General features: G+C 66.6%; 24 protein-coding genes. 9 read left to right on the forward strand and 15 right to left on the reverse strand.

Translation table 11 applies throughout. The features are described from left to right. Positions 1-572: 572 nt before the first annotated feature. The gene (locus ABD260_RS22480; protein WP_344235965.1) at positions 573-1,391 is read right to left on the reverse strand and encodes a helix-turn-helix transcriptional regulator; all 819 of its coding nucleotides are present in this window, start codon (positions 1,389-1,391) and stop codon (positions 573-575) included. Between the two features lie 70 nt (positions 1,392-1,461). On the opposite strand from ABD260_RS22480, the gene ABD260_RS22485 reads away from it, so the two are divergent. After that, positions 1,462-2,208: a phytanoyl-CoA dioxygenase family protein gene (locus tag ABD260_RS22485; RefSeq protein WP_344235967.1), complete on the forward strand. Its 747-nt coding sequence runs from the start codon at positions 1,462-1,464 to the stop codon at positions 2,206-2,208. A 91-nt stretch (positions 2,209-2,299) separates the two neighbouring features. Here ABD260_RS22485 and ABD260_RS22490 read toward each other — a convergent pair whose 3' ends face one another. Together ABD260_RS22490 and ABD260_RS22495 are read right to left on the reverse strand one after the other, a co-directional pair. After that, complete coding sequence (locus ABD260_RS22490; protein WP_344235969.1) at positions 2,300-2,716, reverse strand: VOC family protein; 417 nt, start codon at positions 2,714-2,716, stop codon at positions 2,300-2,302. A 179-nt stretch (positions 2,717-2,895) separates the two neighbouring features. Further along, positions 2,896-3,570 carry a CGNR zinc finger domain-containing protein gene (locus tag ABD260_RS22495; protein WP_344235971.1) on the reverse strand — a complete coding sequence of 225 codons (675 nt, stop codon included), beginning with the start codon at positions 3,568-3,570 and terminating at the stop codon, positions 2,896-2,898. Between the two features lie 49 nt (positions 3,571-3,619). On the opposite strand from ABD260_RS22495, the gene ABD260_RS22500 reads away from it, so the two are divergent. The 3 genes from ABD260_RS22500 to ABD260_RS22510 are packed head-to-tail and all read left to right on the forward strand — an operon-like array spanning position 3,620 to position 5,802. Beyond that, entirely contained in the window at positions 3,620-3,940 is a 321-nt protein-coding gene (locus tag ABD260_RS22500) for an MFS transporter (RefSeq protein WP_344235973.1), read from the forward strand. Further along, the gene (locus ABD260_RS22505) at positions 3,877-4,296 is read left to right on the forward strand and encodes an MFS transporter (protein ID WP_344235975.1); all 420 of its coding nucleotides are present in this window, start codon (positions 3,877-3,879) and stop codon (positions 4,294-4,296) included. The genes ABD260_RS22500 and ABD260_RS22505 overlap by 64 nt, the downstream gene beginning before the upstream one ends. Positions 4,297-4,350: 54 nt before the next feature. Then, on the forward strand, positions 4,351-5,802 hold the full coding sequence (locus tag ABD260_RS22510; RefSeq protein ID WP_344235977.1) for a beta-N-acetylhexosaminidase: 1,452 nt from the start codon (positions 4,351-4,353) through the stop codon (positions 5,800-5,802). A gap of 39 nt (positions 5,803-5,841) precedes the next feature. On the opposite strand, the gene ABD260_RS22515 is transcribed toward ABD260_RS22510, so the two are convergent. Further along, positions 5,842-6,120, reverse strand: a complete 279-nt coding sequence (locus tag ABD260_RS22515) for a protealysin inhibitor emfourin (RefSeq protein WP_344235979.1) — start codon at positions 6,118-6,120, stop codon at positions 5,842-5,844. 433 nt (positions 6,121-6,553) lie between these two features. Here ABD260_RS22515 and ABD260_RS22520 point away from each other — a divergent pair, with 433 nt between their 5' ends. Further along, a complete protein-coding gene (locus ABD260_RS22520) occupies positions 6,554-6,763 on the forward strand; it encodes a cold-shock protein (RefSeq protein ID WP_130385526.1) in 210 nt (69 codons plus the stop codon). 78 nt (positions 6,764-6,841) lie between these two features. Here ABD260_RS22520 and ABD260_RS22525 read toward each other — a convergent pair whose 3' ends face one another. Genes ABD260_RS22525 through ABD260_RS22535 form a run of 3 tightly spaced genes read right to left on the reverse strand, consistent with a single transcriptional unit; the run spans position 6,842 to position 10,814 of the window. After that, on the reverse strand, positions 6,842-8,644 hold the full coding sequence (locus tag ABD260_RS22525; protein ID WP_344235981.1) for a DEAD/DEAH box helicase: 1,803 nt from the start codon (positions 8,642-8,644) through the stop codon (positions 6,842-6,844). A gap of 27 nt (positions 8,645-8,671) precedes the next feature. Continuing rightward, on the reverse strand, positions 8,672-10,075 hold the full coding sequence (locus ABD260_RS22530; protein ID WP_344235983.1) for a transcriptional regulator: 1,404 nt from the start codon (positions 10,073-10,075) through the stop codon (positions 8,672-8,674). Positions 10,076-10,127: 52 nt separating this feature from the next. Then, positions 10,128-10,814: a hypothetical protein gene (locus ABD260_RS22535; protein WP_344235985.1), complete on the reverse strand. Its 687-nt coding sequence runs from the start codon at positions 10,812-10,814 to the stop codon at positions 10,128-10,130. A gap of 370 nt (positions 10,815-11,184) precedes the next feature. Here ABD260_RS22535 and ABD260_RS22540 point away from each other — a divergent pair, with 370 nt between their 5' ends. Then, the gene (locus ABD260_RS22540) at positions 11,185-11,745 is read left to right on the forward strand and encodes a hypothetical protein (protein ID WP_344235987.1); all 561 of its coding nucleotides are present in this window, start codon (positions 11,185-11,187) and stop codon (positions 11,743-11,745) included. A gap of 109 nt (positions 11,746-11,854) precedes the next feature. Continuing rightward, positions 11,855-12,253 (forward strand): hypothetical protein, encoded by a 399-nt coding sequence (locus ABD260_RS22545; RefSeq protein WP_344235989.1) that lies wholly within the window; start codon positions 11,855-11,857, stop codon positions 12,251-12,253. 57 nt (positions 12,254-12,310) lie between these two features. On the opposite strand, the gene ABD260_RS22550 is transcribed toward ABD260_RS22545, so the two are convergent. Continuing rightward, complete coding sequence (locus ABD260_RS22550) at positions 12,311-13,165, reverse strand: LLM class flavin-dependent oxidoreductase (protein WP_344235991.1); 855 nt, start codon at positions 13,163-13,165, stop codon at positions 12,311-12,313. A gap of 140 nt (positions 13,166-13,305) precedes the next feature. Between ABD260_RS22550 and ABD260_RS22555 the strand changes: the two genes are divergently transcribed. Both ABD260_RS22555 and ABD260_RS22560 read left to right on the forward strand, forming a co-directional pair. Further along, positions 13,306-15,090: a BCCT family transporter gene (locus tag ABD260_RS22555; RefSeq protein WP_344235993.1), complete on the forward strand. Its 1,785-nt coding sequence runs from the start codon at positions 13,306-13,308 to the stop codon at positions 15,088-15,090. Positions 15,091-15,170: 80 nt separating this feature from the next. Next, on the forward strand, positions 15,171-15,767 hold the full coding sequence (locus tag ABD260_RS22560) for a Uma2 family endonuclease (RefSeq protein ID WP_344235995.1): 597 nt from the start codon (positions 15,171-15,173) through the stop codon (positions 15,765-15,767). 7 nt (positions 15,768-15,774) lie between these two features. On the opposite strand, the gene ABD260_RS22565 is transcribed toward ABD260_RS22560, so the two are convergent. From ABD260_RS22565 to ABD260_RS22595, 7 genes are all read right to left on the reverse strand, one after another. After that, positions 15,775-16,761: an SMP-30/gluconolactonase/LRE family protein gene (locus ABD260_RS22565; RefSeq protein ID WP_344235997.1), complete on the reverse strand. Its 987-nt coding sequence runs from the start codon at positions 16,759-16,761 to the stop codon at positions 15,775-15,777. Positions 16,762-16,836: 75 nt separating this feature from the next. Continuing rightward, complete coding sequence (locus tag ABD260_RS22570; RefSeq protein WP_130385522.1) at positions 16,837-17,196, reverse strand: RNA polymerase-binding protein RbpA; 360 nt, start codon at positions 17,194-17,196, stop codon at positions 16,837-16,839. A 16-nt stretch (positions 17,197-17,212) separates the two neighbouring features. Continuing rightward, positions 17,213-17,446, reverse strand: a complete 234-nt coding sequence (secG, locus tag ABD260_RS22575) for a preprotein translocase subunit SecG (RefSeq protein WP_130448352.1) — start codon at positions 17,444-17,446, stop codon at positions 17,213-17,215. Further along, positions 17,443-18,267 (reverse strand): triose-phosphate isomerase, encoded by an 825-nt coding sequence (gene tpiA, locus ABD260_RS22580; RefSeq protein WP_344236005.1) that lies wholly within the window; start codon positions 18,265-18,267, stop codon positions 17,443-17,445. Before tpiA ends, secG begins: the two co-directional genes overlap by 4 nt. Positions 18,268-18,271: 4 nt before the next feature. Next, entirely contained in the window at positions 18,272-19,465 is a 1,194-nt protein-coding gene (locus tag ABD260_RS22585) for a phosphoglycerate kinase (protein ID WP_344236007.1), read from the reverse strand. Between the two features lie 74 nt (positions 19,466-19,539). Continuing rightward, positions 19,540-20,544, reverse strand: coding sequence for a type I glyceraldehyde-3-phosphate dehydrogenase (gene gap, locus ABD260_RS22590; RefSeq protein WP_344236009.1), 1,005 nt, complete (start codon positions 20,542-20,544; stop codon positions 19,540-19,542). A gap of 222 nt (positions 20,545-20,766) precedes the next feature. Next, entirely contained in the window at positions 20,767-21,189 is a 423-nt protein-coding gene (locus tag ABD260_RS22595; RefSeq protein WP_344236011.1) for a hypothetical protein, read from the reverse strand. Positions 21,190-21,238: the final 49 nt, after the last annotated feature.

Genomic DNA, 21,238 nt, shown 5'->3' on the forward strand with positions numbered 1-21,238 from the left:
CCCATCACAACACCCCTTCAACCGACAGGTGTTGCAATCACCCCCTGAACCCGCCCAACACCCTCCACCCAAAACCCCGCTAAAGCGGTGGGTACCGAAGGACGGGTAGTCATGGTCAGCTCCACCGGATGCTGAGCGTGCGGCACCCGCGTTCGGTGGTTCCTGGCCGGACCACTACCCGTCCTTCGGTACCGATCAGCTGGTTGAACAACTGGGATGACATCCACACGCAGGTGACCCCGACCAAGTCCGTCACAGCCTCCGTGCGCACCACCCGCCGGCGCAGTCTCCCCGAGGGCACCACCCGCCGCTGCAGCCGTCGCCACGTGCCGCCGTCGCCATGAGCGGCCGCCGCCACGCTCGCGACGGCACCCACCTCCGCGCCGCCGGCGCGTCCTTCGCCGCACTCGTCACACACACCCGCACCGCGCCCAAACCGGTTTGGGGCGCCTCGCGGCTCATTCCAGGGGTACAACCTTCCCCGCTCCACTCACACCGTCGCCCCAAACCGGTTTGGGGCAGCTAACAGTCACCCGGCGGCCGCTTGATGAACCTCGGAGGGGCACCCCCGGTCACGGGACGAAGGCGCGTTGGGAGTGGTGGCGGAAGGCGGTGGGGGTGAGCGTGTGGTTGGTGGTGAAGCAGCGGGTGAAGTAGGACTGGCTGGTGAAGCCGCAGGTGGTGGCGATGGTGGCGATCGGGGTGTTGGTTGCTGCTAGCAACGAGGCGGCGTGTTCCAGGCGGAGGTCGGTGACGAAAGCGGTGGGGGTGATGCCGTAGGCGGCCCGCATCGAGCGGGACAGGTGCGCGGGACTGACCCCTGCCAGCTCAAGCAAGCGCGGTACCCCGGCGCGGAGATTCGCCTCGGCGCGCATCGCCGTACACGCCTTGGCCAGCCAATCGGGTACCCCAGGCGCGGCGGCCTCGTCCGGGCGCAGCAACTCCAGCAGGTCGGTCCAGAAGCGGATCAAATCGTACGTAGTAGGACTGCCCTGAAACCGATCCAGCGCCCGCTCGAACACAGGTACGGCGGCCGGCTGATGCACACTGATCGGCCCACGCGACGACCACGTCGGCGTACGCGTCAGATCCAGAAACCCCTGCCAGATCGAGCTCGGAAACGCGACATTGATGAACTCCAGCCCGTCCGGCGCCGACCCGCGAATCGCATGCCGATCGCTCGGCCGCACCAGCACCACATCACCCGGCCGCAGCACCTCGACACCGGTCGTCAGCAAATGCTCACCACACCCGGAAACCACACCCATGAATTCATGAAAGTCCGCATGCGTGTGCAACTCGGTGTCCCGGGCGCGCGCCGCGATCCGTACCCGGGCCGCGTGGTACGGACGACCGAACGCATGCGCCTCGAACCGCAGGATCTGCTCCACGTCAACACAGTACAAATACCGGTCAGCCCGCTGCTAGCCCGCGACCACCCACCGGCCGCACGCTGGACCCATGTTCGAAACCGACGGCTATGTCATCTTCCGCAACGTCATCGACCAGGACCTGATCAAGGAAGTGAATGATCATGTCGAATGGCTGCAAGCCAGGCACCCCGACGTACGCCCCGAGCAGCTAGGGCATACGTACCTGCGCGACGACCCGTTCTGGGTCCGGCTGATCAGTGACGATCGGCTGGTCGACATCGCCCAACAGTTCGTCGGGCCGGACATCGCGCTGTTCGCGTCGCACTACATCTCGAAACCGCCGTACTCCGGTCAGCCGGTGCTCTGGCACCAGGACGCGGCGTTCTGGCCGCTCGATCCGATGCGCGTGGTGACGCTCTGGCTGGCGGTCGACCATTCGACCCCTGCGAACGGATGCGTCCGGGTGATCCCGGGCAGCCACCGCGGCGAGGTGGCCGGGATGCGCGACAACACCGATGTCGAGAGCGTGCTCGGCAAGGAGATCGCGGTCGACGTGGACGAAGCACAGGCCGTCGACATGGTGCTCGCGCCGGGCGATGTCGAGGTACACCACCCGAACATCGTGCATGGGAGCAACGCGAACACGTCACCGAATCGGCGTTGTGGGCTGACCATCCGGTACATCCCCACGTCGACGCGGATCACCGACCCGGAGACGCCGTACCCGAGCGCCTTCCACCTGCGCGGGGAGCCGGGCGTGAACATCTACCAGCCGCTACCCCGGTACGACGCGGCACGGCACTTCCCGTTCACCGACAGCGCGAACTGGGCCTGAACGACTGGGCCGCGACGACGCGGCCTGAACGATTTGGCCTGAACATGCGGAAAGCCCGTCCCAGCGGGGCTGAGACGGGCTTTCCGGTGACTCACTCGAGGCAGATCCGGAACGGATGCCCCGCCGGGTCGGCGTAGATCCGCCAGCCGCGCGCGTTCTCGGCGGGCGGTGGGTCCAGCGGGTCGAGCGGCTCGGCCCCGAGAGCGACCACGGTCGCGTGACCGCTGGACAGGTCCTCGACGATCAGGTCGAGATGGAGATCCTGCGCGTCGGTGCCGGGCCACGTGGCCGGCACGTACTCCTCCGAGCGCCGGAAGGCCAGCGTCGAGAACCCCAGCGACGACCCGGGGCCGGTCAGGCTCCGCCAGTCCTCGTCACCGTTGTCGTCGATCTCCAGCCCCAGCAGCGCCGAGTAGAACTGGGCGAGCTCGAGTGGGTCCGGGCAATCCAGCACCACCGAGCCGAGCCGCCCGGCAGTACTGCCCGGCTGCTCTGCCACCTGCGTCATCTGTCCTCCAGCTTCGTTACGTCAGCCCGCTCCCTTGTCAGGGCAGGCCCGGCCAGGCCCGTCATGTCGGAAGGCCCGGCCGCCTACGATGACAGGTCGAGGGGACAGTTCGCACCTTTCGACACGCGTTCTCGCTCTGTGAGCCGGTCGCTGACAGTGAAGGTTCGACCCCGCTACCACTAATCACCGGGTACGGAGGTAGCGCGCCGGCGCTCTCCCAGCTTGCGGATCTTCGCCCGCGTCCCGCAGTCCTCCATCGCGCACCAGCGCCGGGAACCGTTCCGGCTGCGATCCAGGAACAGCCAGCCGCATCCACCGTCCTCGACCGGGCAGGCGCGCAGCTGCCGCAGCTCGACCGTACGCACCAGCTCGACCGCCGCGGTCACCAACCGATCCGGGATCAGTTGCGCCGGCGACGTCCCGATCACCAACTCCGCGACACCACGCTCGCGGTCCGCCACCGGAATCAGCATCGAGCGCGCGGCCGCCGCCGACCAGCGCAACATCAACCGCTCGAAGGCAGAACCCGCGCTGCGCTTGACCCCGTCGGCCGCCACCACCGCGCCGTCGGCCCGCGGCGCCAGCACGTCGTACACCGCCTCGCGGATCTCGAGCGTCGCGCCGAGCGCCTTCGCGGCCAGCTCCGGTGCCATCCGCCACGTGCCCTCGACAGCACTGAAGTCGCGCAGGTCGATCAGCTCGATCCGCCGGCTCCAGGCAAGCAGCTCGGCCGGGGTCGTCAGGTAGTCGTGCTCGACCGCGCCCCCGCGCAACCGCGGGCTGACCGTGTTCACCAGGTCGAGCGCAGGGTGCCCGCCCACTCTGCGGAAAACCCCGTGTAGACCGTCGGCCATGGATGAGACGCTACCAGTATCAGACTTTTGACCGGGATCAGGTGACTCCATGGTCCTCTCGTCCCGCCGAGCCAACGCCGCCCTGGTACTGCTCGGTGTCTCGACGTTCTCGTTCGTCACCATCGAAGTACTGCCGATCGGGTTGCTGACTGTGATCGCCGGAGATCTCGACCGGTCCCGCTCCCAGGTCGGCCTGCTCGTCACCGGGTACGCGGTGGTGGTCGTGCTCGCCTCGCTGCCCTTGGCCCGATTGACGCACCATCTCCCCCGCCGTCAGGTCCTCGGCGGGACTCTCGGCGTACTGCCGTGGCCACCGCGCTGTCCGCGGCTGCCCCGACCTACGAAGTGCTGTTCGGCGGGCGGCTGGTGATCGCACTCTCGCAGGCACTGTTCTGGTCGATCGCGCCGCCGATCGCGACCAGCCTGTTCCCGCCGGAGCAGCGTGGCCGGGTGGTCGCCCGGCTGGCGATCGGGACGGCGCTGGCGCCCATCATCGGCATCCCGTTCGGCACCTGGCTCGGCGAGCAGGCCGGGTGGCGGGCGCCGTTCGTGGCGATGGCGGTACTCGGCGCGGTGGCCTGCACCGGGATCATGCTGCTGCTGCCGCGGACCGAGGTCCCGGACAGTCCTTCGCGCCGGGGCAGCACGCCGGAGGCGGCCGCGGTGATACTGAGCGAGCCGCTGCTGACCCGGCGCCGGGCAGCGGTGGCCGTCGCGCAGTGCTGAGAGAATTACTAAAGGGTCTTGACGAAATACGGCGGTCCGCGAACACTCTCGATCATGATCCCGCAGCCCACGACGCAGCAGGCGCTTCCCGGCACGAGCTTCACGCTGACCCCGGACGCCACCATCGGCCATGACGACGCCACCCAGACCATCGCCGACCGGCTGGCCGCGCAGCTGCGGCGCTCGACCGGGTTCGACCTGCCGGTCCAGCCGGGCGCCGGGACGATCACGCTGTCCAGTGCCGGCGCGGAGTCGCTCGGCGCCGAGGGGTACGAGCTGCACGTCGACGCTGATGCGGTGACCATCACGGCGGCCACCGCCGAGGGCGTGTTTCGCGGCGTCAGTACGCTCCGGCAGTTGCTGCCCGCGAAGGCCGAGGCCGGCAGTACGCAGGACGGTCCGTGGGAGATCGCCGGTACGACGATCACGGACGCGCCGCGCTACGAGTACCGCGGGGTCATGCTCGACGTCACGCGGCACTTCTTCACGGTCGATCAGGTGAAGACGTTCATCGAGCTGGTGTCGCAGTACAAGATCAACCGGCTGCACCTGCATCTGTCGGACGATCAGGGCTGGCGGATTCAGGTGGATTCGTGGCCGCGGCTGACCGAGTACGGCGGCAGTACGCAGGTCGGCGGTGGCGCGGGTGGTCATTACACGAAGGCCGATTTCGCCGAGATCGTGCGGTACGCGGGCGAGCACTACCTGGTCGTCGTACCGGAGATCGACACGCCTGGACACACCAACGCGGCGCTGGCGTCGTACCCGGAGCTGACCGCGGACGGCAAGGCGCCGGAGCTGTACACCGAGACCGAGGTCGGCTTCAGCACGCTGACGGTCGGCAAGGACATCACGTACGGGTTCCTGGACGATGTGTTCCGCGAAGTGGCCGAGCAGACGCCGGGCGCGCTCGTACACCTTGGTGGGGACGAGGCGCATTCGACGCCGCACTCGGACTACCTGACCTTCGTACCGAAGGCCGCCGAGCTGGTGGTGAAGCAGGGCAAGACGGTGATGGGCTGGCACGAGATCGGCGACGCGCCGCTGCCGGCCGGGACGGTCGTCCAGTACTGGGGTACGGAAGACGAGAAGGCGCAGGCACTGGCGCAGAAGGCGGTCGCCGGCGGCGCGAAGCTGGTGCTCTCGCCGGCGAATCGCGCGTACCTGGACATGAAGTACCACGCGGAGACGCCGCTTGGTCTGGACTGGGCCGGGCTGGTCAGCGTGGAGCAGTCGTACAGCTGGAATCCGGCGACGCTGATCCCGGACGTACCGGCGGACGCGGTCATCGGTGTCGAGGCGCCGCTGTGGACCGAGACGCTCGACGATCTGGCGAAGGTCGAGTTCATGGTGTTCCCGCGGCTGCCCGGGATCGCTGAGCTCGGGTGGTCACAGGAGGGCGCGCTCGACTGGTCGGCGTACCGGGAGCGGCTCGCCGCCCAGGCGCCGCGATGGGAGGTGCTCGGGATCAACTTCTACCGAGCGCCGGAGATCGACTGGGCCTAGCCTGGTTGCCCCCACGCCTGGCCTTGACCGTGTCTTGCCCTAGCTGCCCAGGACGCGGTCGAGCAGCCAGGCGGTGGCGGCGTCCACATCCTGCTCGGCGACGGTGTGTACGGCTTGTTGCGCGGCGTCCTGGTCGTCACGCACCTCCAGCCGGTACACGTACCGGTCCGGCTGCGGCCGGCCGCTGCCCAGGTCTTTCGCCTCCAGCGCCCGCGCCGCCGCCTCCAGCCGGTCGGCGTCCGGCTCGGCGCTGGTGTCGAGCTCGCCGTGCTTGGTCAGCCCGGCGAACCCGCCGCTGCGCGTCACGGTGACGATCACGTCTGCCTCCTTCGATTGCTCGCTCGATTGCGCCCGGCGCAACTGCCCACAGCTGCGCGACACGCCGAGAGAAATGATCCGGATTTCGCGGCCATTACCCGGCGTACCTGGCCATTGTCCTTCGTTGCCATCGTGCCGCACCCCGCGACCGCCGCGAATCAGCAGGTCGGCGCGGGATTTCCGGACTTTCGGCGACCGTCCGGCGCCCGCAGCGGGGCGGGCACAGAGGGTAGCGGGCCGCGACAATCAGCGACACGTGTTTGTGGTCACCTCTACCATCGCGCCGCAGAACGGCTACAGTTATGGCGTTGCAGTTTTGGACTCCCTGACTTTGCTGTGCTGCATGGCCGGTCTGTCGTCTGGGACCTTTCGGCGACACGTGATCCATGAGGTGTGGGTCACGGTTAGTTATAAGCCATCGAGGAGATAGACAATGGCTGTCGGTACTGTCAAGTGGTTCAACGCTGACAAGGGCTTCGGCTTCATCACCCCGGATGACGGTGGCGCGGACGTGTTCGCGCACTACTCGGCCATCCAGATGTCGGGCTTCCGCTCGCTGGACGAGAACCAGCGGGTCGAGTTCGAGATCACCCAGGGCCAGAAGGGCCTGCAGGCGGAGAACATCCGCGCGATCGGTTCCTGAGACCCTTCCAGCACACAGTGAACGGGCCGCACACCACCAGGTGTGCGGCCCGTCCGCCGTCCTACCGCAGTCGCGGGATCACCTCGGTGGCCGACCCAGGTGCGCAAGCAGGGCCTGGACGTCCTGCTGGTCCATTCCAGCCGCCAGCGACGAAGGCTCCTCTTCGGGATCTGCGAGCTGTTTGACCGACGGGTCGTCGAGGATCTCGCCCATGAACGTCAGCTTGTCCGCCAGCCGCTCGGTGACAATCTCATCGACAGTCCCCTCGGAGACCAGCACGGTGATATTCGTCTGAGCGTCTGGCGCGAGACCAAGACGGTGAATCCGGTCGAGGCTCTGCAGGTACCGGCCGGCCTGGAAGTCTCGATCGACGAAGACGGCATCGTGGCACACGTGGTGCAGACTGATGCCCTCGCCCAGCGTGGCTGGGTTCGAGACCAGAACCATGCATTCAGGGTCCTCCCGGAAACGCTGGATCTCTTCCTCACGGTTCGGCGTGCCGCCGTGCACCATGGCTGGCTGGTAGGGAGCGAGCAGCGTCTGGAGAGTAGCAATGCTCCGCACGAAGCTCGCCCATACGAGCGTTTTGCGGCCAGCCTTGGCGTTTGCATCGATGATGGACAGGGTCTCGTGATATTTCGGCGGAACCTCGTGCTCAGGCAGCCTGCGAAAGAGCGGCCAGAGTGGGCTATCTTCAGCAATCTTGAGCGGGGGCACCTGGAACGAGAGCGGCTCGTATGGACTTGAGCCTTCAACAAGCAGGGCTGGGCTTGTGGCTGCCATCAGCAATCGCAGCACTGCCCTGCCAAGAGCCTCGAACTCCTTGCCGTCTGGGACCGCCCGAGCCGACGGGTCTCCGATGAGAGCGCGGTAGATCTCGCGATGCAGCGGTGGCATGGCGAGTTTGCGAATCCTTGTCTGCGCGGGAGGCAGCCCAAGCTCGTGCTTCGTCGTACGGGCGTAGAGCGGCCGGAGGACCGAGCTGGCGTATGCGAGGTCCCCGCCGTTCACTGCCTGGGTGACCACTCGGCGCCCGTATCCGGGCCAAACGAACGACAGGAGGTTCTCAAGGTCCTTCGCTCCATTCGGCGCCGGCGTCCCGCTCAGGATCATCCGCACCCGGCTCAACGGGCCAAGAGCCATGCAGGCGGCACCGTACACTCCCGCTCCCCCGAGCTTCATCCGATGCGCTTCGTCGAGCGTCAGAATCGCAGGCTCAGCCTTCAGCCAATCGGACAACGCACCGAGCGATTTGTCGAGCCGTTCGTAGTTCACCACGATGATGTCCGCCCTGACTGACGGCTTGCGGTTCAGCACCTCGACTACCAGGGGCCGCCGAAAACAGACCTGGGCCTCCTCGGCCCATGCCTGATACGCCGACTTCGGGCAGACGACCAGCATCCGGGAGACTCGCCCCTGCTCTCGAAGCGCAGCGAAGGCTGCAAGCGACACTCTCGTCTTACCTGCACCCGGCACGCTGAAGTTCGCACCATGCTTCATAGAAAGTAGCCGGGCAATATCACGTTCCTGGAACTTTGTGAGGTCACCGGTCCAGTCGGGACCTAGCATGCCCCGTACATCCGCTGGATCGACCTGCTCGCCTGGCGGAGCACCGGCGAGCAGGTTCTCGACATCGTCGGCCGAATCCAGAAGGTCCGTGATCAGAGCTTGAAAATCAGGCTCCCAGGTCACACCGTCTGGGTCCGGCCACCCGCCGAGCGCCGCGATTCCAGCAACGAATCCGTCGATCGGCACGCTCGCGGCCAGCTGGTCCACCATCCGCCCGGACGGAAACCTCGACATCAAGCGGCCGAGCGCCTGTTTGTGCGCCGGCACGCATCTCAGCAGCGCCTGGGTCCGGGTCACATCAAACCCAATCACCAGCCCTGCGCTGGGTCCTGGTTCCACTCAGAACCCCTTTCCGAACTCCTCAAGCAGCCAGTACACACCGTCGCCCGGGTCCTTCACGGTCTTCCGCGTCTCGCGAGCAAGTTTCTCGAGGCTCTTCCGCAGCGTCACCAGTGCGTCGTCGTACGCGTCCTCATCCAGACTCTGGGTCGCGCGGGACAGAGCCAGATCGGTCACACATTGATCCACGTCTGCGGCCGCGTCGAGCAAGCGTTTCGGTGCAGCTTGCTTCCGTTTCCTGACCCTGCCATCGCGACCAGCACGGTCGATCGCTGTGTCCATCGCTGTCTTCAGCTCCACGAAGTCTGGACTACCGCCAAGCGATGAATCCACGACCCCATCAGTCGCCATCCGTGCCCGGAGAATCGCGTCAGTAAGCGCCTTCGCGTTCCTCAGCGCGCCTGAATCCTGCTTGACTGATCGGCCCAGACCCGGGATCGTCACGCCGCCGCTAGAAGCCTTGGGCACGATGCCGCCCGGCACCTCGCCCGCCAGATACTTGTCTTCGAACCCGGGTTCGATGTGCCGCACATCTGTCTTGGAGAATCCCAGCATGATCGCGGCCATCCGGCTCTCTAGGAGCAACTCGGCTTTCTCCGGATTCGTTGCATGGATCTTCTCGAAAGCCCGGTGAAGCTCCCGCAGCTTCTCCTGGTGATCCTCGAACGAAACCAGCGGGAGGCGGGCGCCGTTCACCTCGCTTCGTTCGATGATCGCCTCGATACACGACAGCACCCACTGATCCTGCATGCATCGAGCGGGAGTCGTCCGGAATGTCGCAGCGATCGTCGGAAGGGGGGTGCCGGCCTCGACAAGTTCCTGGACCGCGAGCAGCCGGTTGATGTACGAGTAGTCCCGCCGATGTTCCTTCCGGAGCTGCAGCGACAACTCAATCGCCGCAATGTCTTCCCAGCTGCAGGATGCCGGCAGAACTGCGACTCGCATCAGGTGCGTCGGTCCATGGAGGTCAAGAAGTGCTGCACGGCGAGTATTGCCGTTCACCAGAACGCCGTCGTGCGTTACCAGGCCCGGTTCACTCTGGCCATACTCACGCAGGCTCTCAGCCAAATCGGTGAACTCTGGATCAACTTGTGAGGGATCCCCTGGCCGGGCCTTCAGCAGACTGTCCAGGTACGCCTGACTCGCGGAAGTCCACGGATCGGCCTCCAGCAGCGCGTCCCGATGCGCATCATGACTGCGCTGAGCGCGGATCCGGTGCGTTGCGGGGTTGTAGTGCAGCGTGCCGACGCGAAGCTGGATGACGTCCAGATGCCTCGGTGAGCCACGCCACTCCACAGTCAGGGTCTCGCGAGGACCGTCACTATCAGCGAGTTCGGCGAGCCGGCTCTCTACCAGCGCACGGTTCTCATCTGCGTTAGCTGGCCGACCGTAGTCCTTTGTCACCTATCATCCCTGCTCTCGTCGTGCGTCAGCGGAGCTTCTCACAGACCGCCGGCTAATCGAGCCCCAACTCCTGCCGGACAGCGGTTCGCGATGGTTCCGGCAGAGTCCGGTACTCGCTCCATATCCGCTCGAGCCGGCTGAACTCTCGAGCGTCCGCATTCACCCAGCCCGCCAGCACCCGGCGCTCAGCACCACTCAGAGCAGACACGTTCGCGAGCACGGCTCCGCGGTCCGCCGTGAGGTCACGGCCGCCCACCCGGCAACGGTTACACTCGGTGATCAATTCAATCTCTACACTGCCGTCCGGCCGCAAAACTTCGCGCCGCGCAATATCCAGCTGAGCGGTCTCATAACCGCCAGCGTAGGTATCTCCCGGGGTGATCCCGCACGATCGGCACATGTGACCATCGGCAGACAGGACCTGCCGACGCAGTCCGGCGCCGATCGCCGTCGAGCGCTTCGAGCGCTTGCCGGCCCGCCCCGGCTCCCAGACTGGATCGCCCTGGGTGACGAACCGCTGCTGATGCGCACCTAACGCAGGGTCCTCGCGGTTCGTGTCGATCCGCCAGCCGAAGTCCCGGAGGTCACGCATTCGCCGATCGATTTGCGACACGCTCGGAAAATCTGCGCGCAGCGCTTCCTTCGTGAAGTCGTTCCCTTCCCCAACGACCTGGATCAGCCACAACGCGACCCGCTTCATCGTCCCTAGCGAATCATCCTGCCAAGGTGGCAAGTTCATCGATCCTCCTCTGCGTCAGCGATCACGCTGGCCGGGTCGTACAGCCAACTTTAACATTGCCCGAAGAGGCTAAATGGCCTCGCGCGGCCAGCGCAACAAACTGTAAACATCCAGCGCCAATGTAAACATCGCCGGTTGAACTATTGACTACAAATCTGTAGCCATCGCCTCCATCAGTTTGTCCCCGAGAGGGTCTAAGATGCTGGAGCACCGGCAGGCAGCAGCGCCCGCCAGGACAGAAAGGAGGCCAATGGCGCTCCGCGGACAGATCTCAGCAACGTATGCGGCGGACGCGACAGCCGAGCAGTGTCGGCTCGCCGACGCACTTCGCACGCTGCACGCAGCTTGCGCGCCTATCACAATGCGTGCCTTGGGCAAGCATCTCGGCTACTCGGCCGCAGCGATCTCGCACTTCCTGCACGCGCGCCGCATCCCGTCAACCGCAACGGTCGAGCGTCTGTACGCACTGGCACTCGACCGTTGGCACGCGAAAGGATCGGCCGAAACCCTTATCAGTATTGACAATCTGCGCGAACTCGCCGCCACGGCCCGAATCCGTCAGCCCAACGGAAGGCTCGGCCAGCGGCATGGTTCCACGACCAGCAAGGGGTACCGGCGCAACGACTCACCTGTCGGCACACCGGCAGAGCGGGGGTACCGGCGCAACGATGTTCGGTCAGTGCCGCACATCGCGCCCAGCGCCTTCGCGGGCGAACGCGAGTCCGTCGTTGGGTCGCTGCTGACAATGCCCCCGGACCAGCGGCTGGCTGCGCTCTGGCATCTCGGCAGCCTGCTCTCAGTCGACGAGCTCGCGGCTGCCTGTGCGGAGCTGGCACGCAACGGTCTCCGGGACGAAGTCGATGGACTTCTGGCTGGCGCACAGGATCACCGAAGCCTGGCCGGGGTGATCAAGGTGCTACTGCCTGCATGATATATCCGGTCAGCACGTCGCGAAAGGAAGTGAGAGCCGGCCCACTGAGCTGATAACCGAATACCGCGTCAAGTGTAAATCAGGGCATTGATCCTGATTTACTGCAAAGTTGCGCGCTAAACGCCTGCTGATCAGTGGGCCGCTGACCAACGAATTGTTCAGAAAAGGGAAAGTGCCCAGCCAAGACGGCTGCGAACCTCCGGCTGGGCGCTCCCTTTTCTGGCGACTCAACCTGAAGGGGCGAGCTGCCATGCTCAAGTATAAGCGGGCGATGTCAAACGTCCGCTCGACCACCCGGGCCGGGTACACCCGGTCACGCCGGCGCCATAACGTTCAAAGCCGGCGCCATCACGCGCCGGCGCACGACAGCCGGCTGCGTCGCGCAGCCGATGGCCTGGGCCGCCCATTGCTCAAGGCGCTCGGCGGCGCCGCGCTCGTCGCGCTGGCCCGCTGGATGAGCAGCGAACTCGTTGCCCGACTCATACAGCTGGTACAGCACTGGCTGTAATCACCGGCTGTGGTGCCGGATCCGGGATTCCGGCGCCACAGCTCGTAACTTCTGCGTTCAGCGGAGTCGCGGGATCACCTCGGTGGCGATCTTCTCCAGGACTTGTTCCGAGCCGGCGTAGACGCCGTCGGGGCGGGGCCAGTGGGTGATGACGTCGGTGAAGCCCAGGGCCGCGGCGCGGGCGACGGAGTCTTCGAAGGCGGCTGGGCTGGTGAGGGCGTAGCGGGCCGAGTCGAGGGACAGGTAGCGGTCCAGGTGGCGGCCGGCCAAGAGGTCGTCGAGGCGGTGGCTGAGGTCGGCTACCGACGCGAACCAGGTGTCCAGGTCGGGGGCTGCTCCCCCGGTGGTCATCCAGCCATCGCCGTGCTGGGCGGCGAAGCGCAGTGAGCGGGGGCCGTTGCCGGCCAGGATGAACGGGACACGTGGTTGCTGGACGCAACCAGGCAGCGTACGCCCGTTCCGGGTCTCGAAGTACTCGCCCTTGAAGTCGACGCCGTCCGTCGTGAGCAAGGTGTCCAAGAGTTTCACGAACTCCTGGTAGCGGTCCTGCTTCTCGCGGGGCGTGAGGTCCGGACCGCCCTGGATCGTCGCGTCCAGGCTGCCGCCGGCGCCGATGCCACAGAGGAAACGGCCGTTCGAGACGTCGTCGATCGCCAGCACGTCGCGGGTCAGCGCCAGCGGGTGCCGGAAGTTCGGCGAGGTGACGAAGGTGCCGAGCTTGATCGCCGACGTGACCATCGCCGCCGCCGTCAGCGTCGGCGTCGTCCCGAACCACGGTGAATCCTGCAAGCTGCTCCAGGTCAGGTGGTCGTACGTCCACGCATGGTCGAACCCGTACTCCTCCGCGCGCCGCCACAACGGCGCCGCCTGCTGCCAGCGGTACTCGGGCAGAATCGCAATTCCGAAACGCATGACCGCACCCTAACCGGGCGACACGACGGTGTGGCCGAAACCACGATTGTTGCGTTTTGCCACGATCTCCGACACGGTCGGGGGGCACAATCCCCGACACAACTGAACGGAGGCGCGCCCAAGCGAGGCGTGACTAACCTGTGGCGATCGACATCGACAGCCCGGCAGACACTCCAGACAACCCCGATAACACAGACAACATCGGAAACACACATCCCGCAATAGCGACCCCACCGCCTCCCGGCAGCCGAAGTCACGGTTCCGGACTCGACCGCGTCACGTTCGGCGTCACCGCGGTCATCGCCCTGGCCTTCGTCGCCTGGGGCATCGTCGACGCCGGCAGCCTCGGCACCTCGTCCACCTCGGCGCTGGGCTGGGTCGAGCAGAACACCGGCTGGCTGTTCGTCCTGCTGGCCTCCGGGTTCGTCGTGTACGTGATCTGGCTGGCCGCCGGCCGGTACGGGCGCATCCCCCTCGGCCGGGACGACGAGAAACCCGAGTTCAAGACCGTGTCCTGGGTGGCGATGATGTTCAGCGCCGGCATGGGCATCGGCCTGATGTTCTTCGGCGTCAGCGAACCGCTCTCGCACTTCACCAGTCCCCCGCCCGGCACGGTCGAGGGCGGCTCGTCGCAGGCGCTCGAGACGGCGATGGCGACGACGCTGTTCCACTGGACGCTGCACCCGTGGGCGATTTACGCAGTCGTCGGCATCGCGATCGCGTACGGCACCTTCCGGCGCGGGCGTTCACAGCTGATCAGCGCGGCCTTCGCACCGCTGCTCGGGCGCCGTACCGAGGGTCCGATCGGGAAGCTGATCGACGGGCTGGCGATCTTCGCGACCCTGTTCGGTTCGGCCGCGTCGCTCGGGCTCGGTGCGCTGCAGATCGGTTCCGGCGTACGCATCCTCGGCTGGCTGGACCAGACCGGGAACGGCGTGATGATCGGCGTGATCGCGGTGCTGACCGCCGCGTTCGTCGCGTCCGCGGTGTCCGGGGTCGCCAAGGGCATCCAGTGGCTGTCCAACATCAACATGGTGCTGGCCGTCGTACTGGCCGTCTTCGTGTTCATGGTCGGCCCGACGGTACTGATCCTGAACCTGGTACCGACGGCGATCGGCGACTACTTCCGCGATCTCGCCGACATGGCCGCCCGGACCGAGGCGAGCGGCGGCGACGCGATGGCCAAGTGGCTGTCCGGCTGGACCGTCTTCTACTGGGCCTGGTGGATTTCGTGGACGCCGTTCGTCGGCATGTTCATCGCCCGGATCAGCCGCGGCCGCACGATCCGGCAGTTCGTCACCGGCGTACTGCTGGTGCCGTCGCTTGTCAGCGTGCTGTGGTTCTGCATCTTCGGCGGTACCGCGATCGACATCCAGCGCGGCGGTACGGACATCGCGGGCGAATCGACCAGTGAAGGCCAGCTGTTCGGCATGCTCGACCACATCCCGCTCACCGCGGTGACGACGATCCTGGTCGTGATGCTGGTGGCGATCTTCTTCGTGTCCGGCGCGGACGCGGCGTCGATCGTGATGGGTACGCTGTCCGAACGCGGCGCGATCGAACCGAAGAAGCCGCTGGTCATCTTCTGGGGCGTACTCACCGGAGCCGTCGCGGCCGTGATGCTCTTGGCCGGCGGAGGCGGATCAGACGCCTTGCAAGGCTTGCAGAACGTCACGATCGTCGCGGCCCTGCCGTTCGCCGTCGTGATGGTCGGCCTGGCCGTAGCCCTGGCCAAGGACCTCCGCACCGATCCCCTGATGCTCCGCCACGAAATCGGCACCGACGCCGTCGAAGCAGCAGTCATCGAAGGCGTCAGCAACCACGGCGAAGACTTCGCCCTGGTGGTCGCCGGCAACGGCGCAGCGGTGACGGAGGGCTCGAAAGCAGAGGACGCACAGGTGGCTCCAAAGCCTCCGACCAGCTGAGTTCCAGGTTCCGCGGGTCCCGCGCCTCGCGCAGGACCCGCGGAACCTGGCCTAAGATGAATCGACGAGAGGAGATAGGCATGGCAGCCCCGGCACCGGAGTTCCCGTTCGATCCGCTGATCGACCTCGACGGTCTGTGGACCATCGAGCTGGCGCAGCGCTACCTGCCTATCGAAGGTATGCCGCCGGCCAGATACGAGGCCGTTGAGGGAAGGCTGCGGATGAGTCCACGCGAGGGCAGCGCGAACAGCTGGGCAACGCTGCGGCTAGCCTTCCAGCTGGACGGACCTGCGCGCGCGGCCGGGCACGCCTTGTACTCGGCGCTGAACGTACGCACTGGGCTCAGCGGCTGGATCGAGCCTGACCTGGTGCTTCTCCGCGAACGTGTTCGGCAGCAGACCTGGATCGAGGCCGAGCAGGTCCTGTGCCCGATCGAGATCATCTCACCGTCGTCCTTCCATCGGGACCGCATCGACAAGCCGGCGATCTGCGCCCGCCAAGGCATTCCGTATTACATGCATGTCCAGATCGGTGTAGCCGACGCGCAGGTGGAGCTCTTTCGCCTCGTCGGCGGACAGTACGTGACCCACGCAGCGGCGGTGTCGGGTGAGATCTTCCGGATGTCCGAGCCGTTCGAGTTCGCGTTCGATCCGATCGAATTGCTCGAAGTACATTAGCCCAGCACTAGCCGGCCCGCGCCGGCGTCGGGAAGGTGGCTAGGGAGTTGGTGCCGATGCTTCCTAGCCATACCTTCCCGTTGCGTTCGCGGACTCCGGTGGGCATGTGGAAGTTCGGGTGTTTGGCGCGGAGGTCGTGGATCAGGGTGCCGGATTCGTCGTAGGCCTGGATCTCGATGATGTCGGCGGCCTTCGGTTTGAGGGCGTCCGGGAGGGACCAGACCAGCTTCCGGAAAGCCGGGTGCTTGGGTAGCAGGAAGTCGAGTACGGCGTTGCGGGGCGAGCCGACCGCGACCCAGATCAGCCCGTCCGAGCCGCGGGCGATGTTGTCCGGCAGGCCGGGGATCGCCGCGATCTTCTCCGGTTCGGCGCCGGTGGTGGTGAGATCCAGCTTGTACAGCCCGTACATCGCGGTTTCCGCCCAGAACAAGGAGCGGCGATCAGCGCTCAGCGCCACACCGTTCGGGAACGCCCGGCCGGTGGCGAGCTGCGTCACCACGCCATCGGGCGTACGCCGGTAAACGCTTCCGGTGGCCGAATGCTCGAGCAGATCGGCCATCCACTCGTCGATCCCGAACCGGGTGGACGAGTCGGTGAAGTAGATCGTGCCGTCCTCGGTCACGTCCGCGTTGTTGCAGAACCGCAGCGGCCGGCCGTCGATCTCGGACAGCAGTGTCGCGATCCGGTTGTCCCGGTCGAGCGTGAGCAGGCCACGGTTCGCGTCGCAGATCAGTACCTTGCCGTCCGGCAGCCATTCCAGCCCGAGCGGGCGGCCGCCGGTGTCCGCGAGCGTACTGATGGTTCGCCCGTCCGCGCTGACCCGGAGGATCCGCCCGTCGTACAGCCCGGTCAGTACGCTGCCGTCCGCGTCGATCAGCGTGTCCTCGGGCCCGGCACCGGGCAACTCGACGACCTCGACATCCACGTTCACCGGGTACCGCACCGGGGCCGCGGGCGGTGGCGTCCAGCGAACCGGGGCAATCGACGATTTCATGCCGAGACCTTACCGCCAGTCGCGGGCTGAACGCAGAAGGTCCGGACTCCGTGCTGGAGTCCGGACCTTGCGCGCTCAGAAGATGACTTCGCCGCGGGCGCGACGGGCGCGGAGCTTTTCCAGGGCCTCGTCGAGGATTTCCTGGGCCTCCTGTTCGGAGCGCCGCTCCTTCACGTACGCCAGGTGGGTCTTGTAGGGCTCGATCTTCGGCGGCGGGGGTGGGTTGTTCACATCGGTGCTGGTCGGCAGACCGCACCGCGGACAGTCCCACTCCTCCGGGATGGAGGCCTCGACCGCGAACCAGGTCGCGGTCTCGTGCCCGTTCGCACAGAAGAAGACGATGCGCTGCCGGGGCGCGGTGTCGCCGCGCTCCGCCTCGCCCATCGGCCCGGCACCGACCCGGCTGCCACGAATCGCACTGCCACCACCAGCCACGGGAACCTACTCCCCCTCAGCCGAGCTTGTAGAGCAGGCCGACCGCGACGATGGAGGCGAACCAGATCAGCCCGACGCCGATCGTGATCCGGTCCAGGTTCCGCTCGGCGACCGAGGAGCCGCCCAGGCTGGACGACACCCCGCCACCGAACAGGTCCGAGAGGCCGCCACCGCGGCCTTTGTGCAGCAGTACCAGCAGCGTGAGGAACAGGCTGCAGACGATCACGACGATCGAGAAAGCGAGAATCACGAGGAGTAGCCTAACTGAAGGTCCAGGTAACGGCAGATGCCGGCGAACTCGTCCACCTGGAGGCTCGCACCTCCGACCAGGCAGCCGTCGACATCCGGTTGGGCCATGATGCCACCTGCACTGGCCATCTTCACCGATCCACCGTAAAGAATCCGTACCGAGTCGGCGACCGACGGTGAGATCGTCTCCTCCAAGCGGCCCCGGATCGCCGAAATCACCTCTTGGGCGTCCTCCGGCGTCGCGACCTCGCCGGTACCGATCGCCCAAACCGGCTCGTACGCGATCACCAGCTTGCGGACGTCGTCCTGCTTCAGCCCGGCCAGCGCGCCGTCCACCTGCGCCAGCGTGTACGGCACCTGCTCGCCGGCCTTGCGGACCTCGAGCCCCTCGCCGACGCAGACGATCGGGACCAGGCCCGCCGCCAGCGCCTTCGTGGTCTTCGCGTTCACCGTCGCGTCGTCCTCGGCGTGGTACTGCCGGCGCTCCGAGTGGCCGGTCAGCACGTAGCTGCAGCCGAGCTTGGTCAGCATCGACGCCGAGATCTCACCGGTGTACGCGCCCGCGTCCTGGGTGGACACGTCCTGCGCGCCGTACTTGATCTTCATCCGGTCACCGTCGACCAGCGTCTGCACGCTGCGGATGTCGGTGAACGGCGGCAGCACCGCCACCTCGACCCGCTCGAAGTCGTGCTTCTTGTCCTGCAGCGTCCAGCTCAGCTTCTGCAGCAGGTGCACGGCCTCGACGTGGTTGAGGTTCATCTTCCAGTTGCCCGCCATCAAGGGTGTGCGGGCAGCCGTCGAAACATTGACAGCGTCGGCCATCAGGTCAGTCCTCTTCCAGTACGGCGAGACCCGGGAGCTCCTTGCCCTCCAGGTATTCCAGCGACGCGCCACCACCGGTGGAGATGTGGCCGAACGCGTCGTCGGCGAAGCCCAGCTGCCGGACCGCGGCGGCCGAATCGCCACCACCGACCACGCTCAGCCCGCTCACCTCGGTCAACGCCTGCGCGACGGCCTTGGTTCCGCCGGCGAACGGCGCCATCTCGAAGACGCCCATCGGGCCGTTCCAGAACACCGTCTTCGCGCCGGCGATCTCGGCCGCGAAGGCCTTGCCGGAGTCCGGGCCGATGTCCAGACCGAGCTGGCCGGCCGGGATCGCGTCCGCGGCCACCACCGTCGCCGGCGAGTCGGCGCTGAACTCGGGCGCGACCACGATGTCGGTCGGCAGCACGATCTTGTCCGCGGCCTGCTTCAGGTACCCGCGGACGACGTCCAGCTGGTCCTCCTCGAGCAGGCTCTTGCCGACCTCGTGGCCCTGCGCCTTCAGGAAGGTGAAGACCATCCCGCCGCCGATCAGCAGCTTGTCGGCTTTCTCCAGCAGGTTGTCGATGACGGCGAGCTTGTCCGACACCTTCGCGCCGCCGAGCACCACAACGTACGGACGCTCCGGCTGCTCGGTCAGCTTCTTCAGCACCTCGACCTCGGCCAGTACCAGGCCGCCGGCCGCGTGCGGGAGCTTGCGCGCGACGTCGTACACGGATGCCTGCTTGCGGTGCACGACACCGAAACCGTCGCTCACGAACAGGTCCGCGAGCGCGGCGAGCTCCTCGGCCAGCCCGGCCCGCTCGGCCTCGTCCTTGCTCTCCTCGCGCGGGTCGTACCGCACGTTCTCCAGCAGCAGGACCTCACCCTCGTCCAGGTCCTGTACGGCCGACTGCGCCGCATCGCCGGTGACGTCCCCGGCGAAATGCACGGTGATGCCCTCGGGCTGCAGCAGCTCGCCGAGCCGCGTCGCCACCGGGGCCAGCGTGTACGCCGGGTTCGGCTCGCCCTTGGGGCGGCCGAGGTGCGCGGTGACAATCACCTTGGCGCCGGCCTTGGCCAGCTTGATCAGGGTCGGCAGCGAGGCCCGGATCCGGCCGTCGTCGCCGATCACCCCGGCCTTGATCGGCACGTTCAGGTCGGACCGGACCAGCACCCGCTGCCCGGCCAGGTCGCCGAGATCTTCGATCGTCTTCACAGTTCAGCTTCCTCGGGGTGAACGAGCTCCGCGCCCGGAGCCGGAGCTCCGGACGCAGAGCCGGCGGGAGTACGTCAGAGCGAGGCGCCGACGTGGTTGACCAGGTCGACGAGGCGGTTCGAGTAGCCCCACTCGTTGTCGTACCAGCCGTAGACCTTCACCTGGTTGCCGAGCACCTTGGTGATCGGCGCGTCGTAGATGCAGGATGCCGGGTCGGTGACGATGTCCGAGGACACGATCGGGTCCTCGCTGTACCGCAGGATGCCCTTGAACTCGCCGTCGGCCGCGGCCTTGTAGGCGGCGTTCACCTCGTCGACGGTGACCTCGCGGCCGAGGTCGACGGTCAGGTCGGTGATCGAGCCGGTCGGCACCGGAACCCGCAGCGAGTAGCCGTCGAGCTTGCCGTTCAGCTCCGGCAGCACCAGGCCGATCGCCTTCGCGGCACCGGTGGAGGTCGGCACCACGTTCAGCGCGGCGGCGCGGGCGCGGCGCAGGTCCTTGTGCGGGCCGTCCTGCAGGTTCTGGTCCTGGGTGTACGCGTGGATCGTGGTCATCAGACCCTTTTCGATCGTGAACGCGTCGTGCAGGACCTTGGCCAGCGGGGCCAGGCAGTTCGTGGTGCAGGACGCGTTCGAGATGATCGTGTGCTTCTCTGCGTCGTACAGCTTGTGGTTCACGCCCATCACCACGGTCAGGTCCTCGTTCTTCGCCGGGGCGGAGATGATGACCTTCTTGGCGCCGTTGTCGGCGTGCGTCTTGGCCTTGGTGGCGTCGGTGAAGAAGCCGGTGGACTCGATCACCACGTCGGCGCCGACGTCCGACCACTTCAGGTTCGCCGGGTCGCGCTCGGCGAAGGCCTTGAAGCTGTGGCCGGCGACGGTGATGTCGTCCTCGGTCGCGGTCACCTCGCCCGGGAAGCGGCCCAGAATCGAGTCGTACTTCAGCAGGTGAGCGAGGGTCTGATTGTCGGTCAAGTCATTGACGGCGACGACCTCGATGTCGGCACCGGACGCCTGCACGGCGCGGAAGAAGTTACGGCCGATGCGGCCGAAGCCGTTGATACCTACGCGTACGGTCACGGGACTACGTCTCCTCTGAACTGGCTTTGCATTGCCGCTACAGCCCGAAGACTAGCCCAACCGCCCACCCGGCCAACTGGTAGCATCCACATCAGACCACCCCGACCCGTGAATACCTGCCGGACCAGACCACCCCCACGTAACAAAGCCCCGGAAACCTCCCGGGGCCCTGTCATGAATACCAGTTGACCAGCTGGTGCCTGCCGGCCGGCGGGACAGGCGTCAGCCGAGCCCCAGCGAAGGCTTCGGCGCACGCGCTCCGGCGCCACTGTCATGGGCGCCGTCCTTGGCGCCGGCCGCGTCCGGCTCCGCCTTGCTGACGGCGCCGAGCGGCGCCTGCCCGCTGTTCAGCAGATCCCGCGCGAAGGCCACGTCCCCGGCCTGCCCGACCCGCAACGCCCCGGCCAGCCGATCCACTCCGGTCTGCGGAGCTGCCTGAAATCCGTTGTCCGGCCAGTTCGGAGCCGCCTCCTCCGGGTCGGCGACCATCTTGCCTTTCGCCGCCTCCTCGGCAGCCTTGCGGGCTTCCTCCGCTTTCCGGAAGTCCTCTAGCTCCTGCGCCCGTTTCGCGGTCTCCATCTGGACCCGCAGCGCCTCGTCCATCTGCTGCCGCTTGTACAGCTCTTCTTCGTTGCTGTCACCCATGGTTCTCCGATCGTCGCTCCCGGTGTGGGTATAACGATCCAACCAACCC

The organism is Kribbella hippodromi, from assembly GCF_039531045.1.
GTDB classification, from domain to species: domain Bacteria; phylum Actinomycetota; class Actinomycetes; order Propionibacteriales; family Kribbellaceae; genus Kribbella; species Kribbella hippodromi.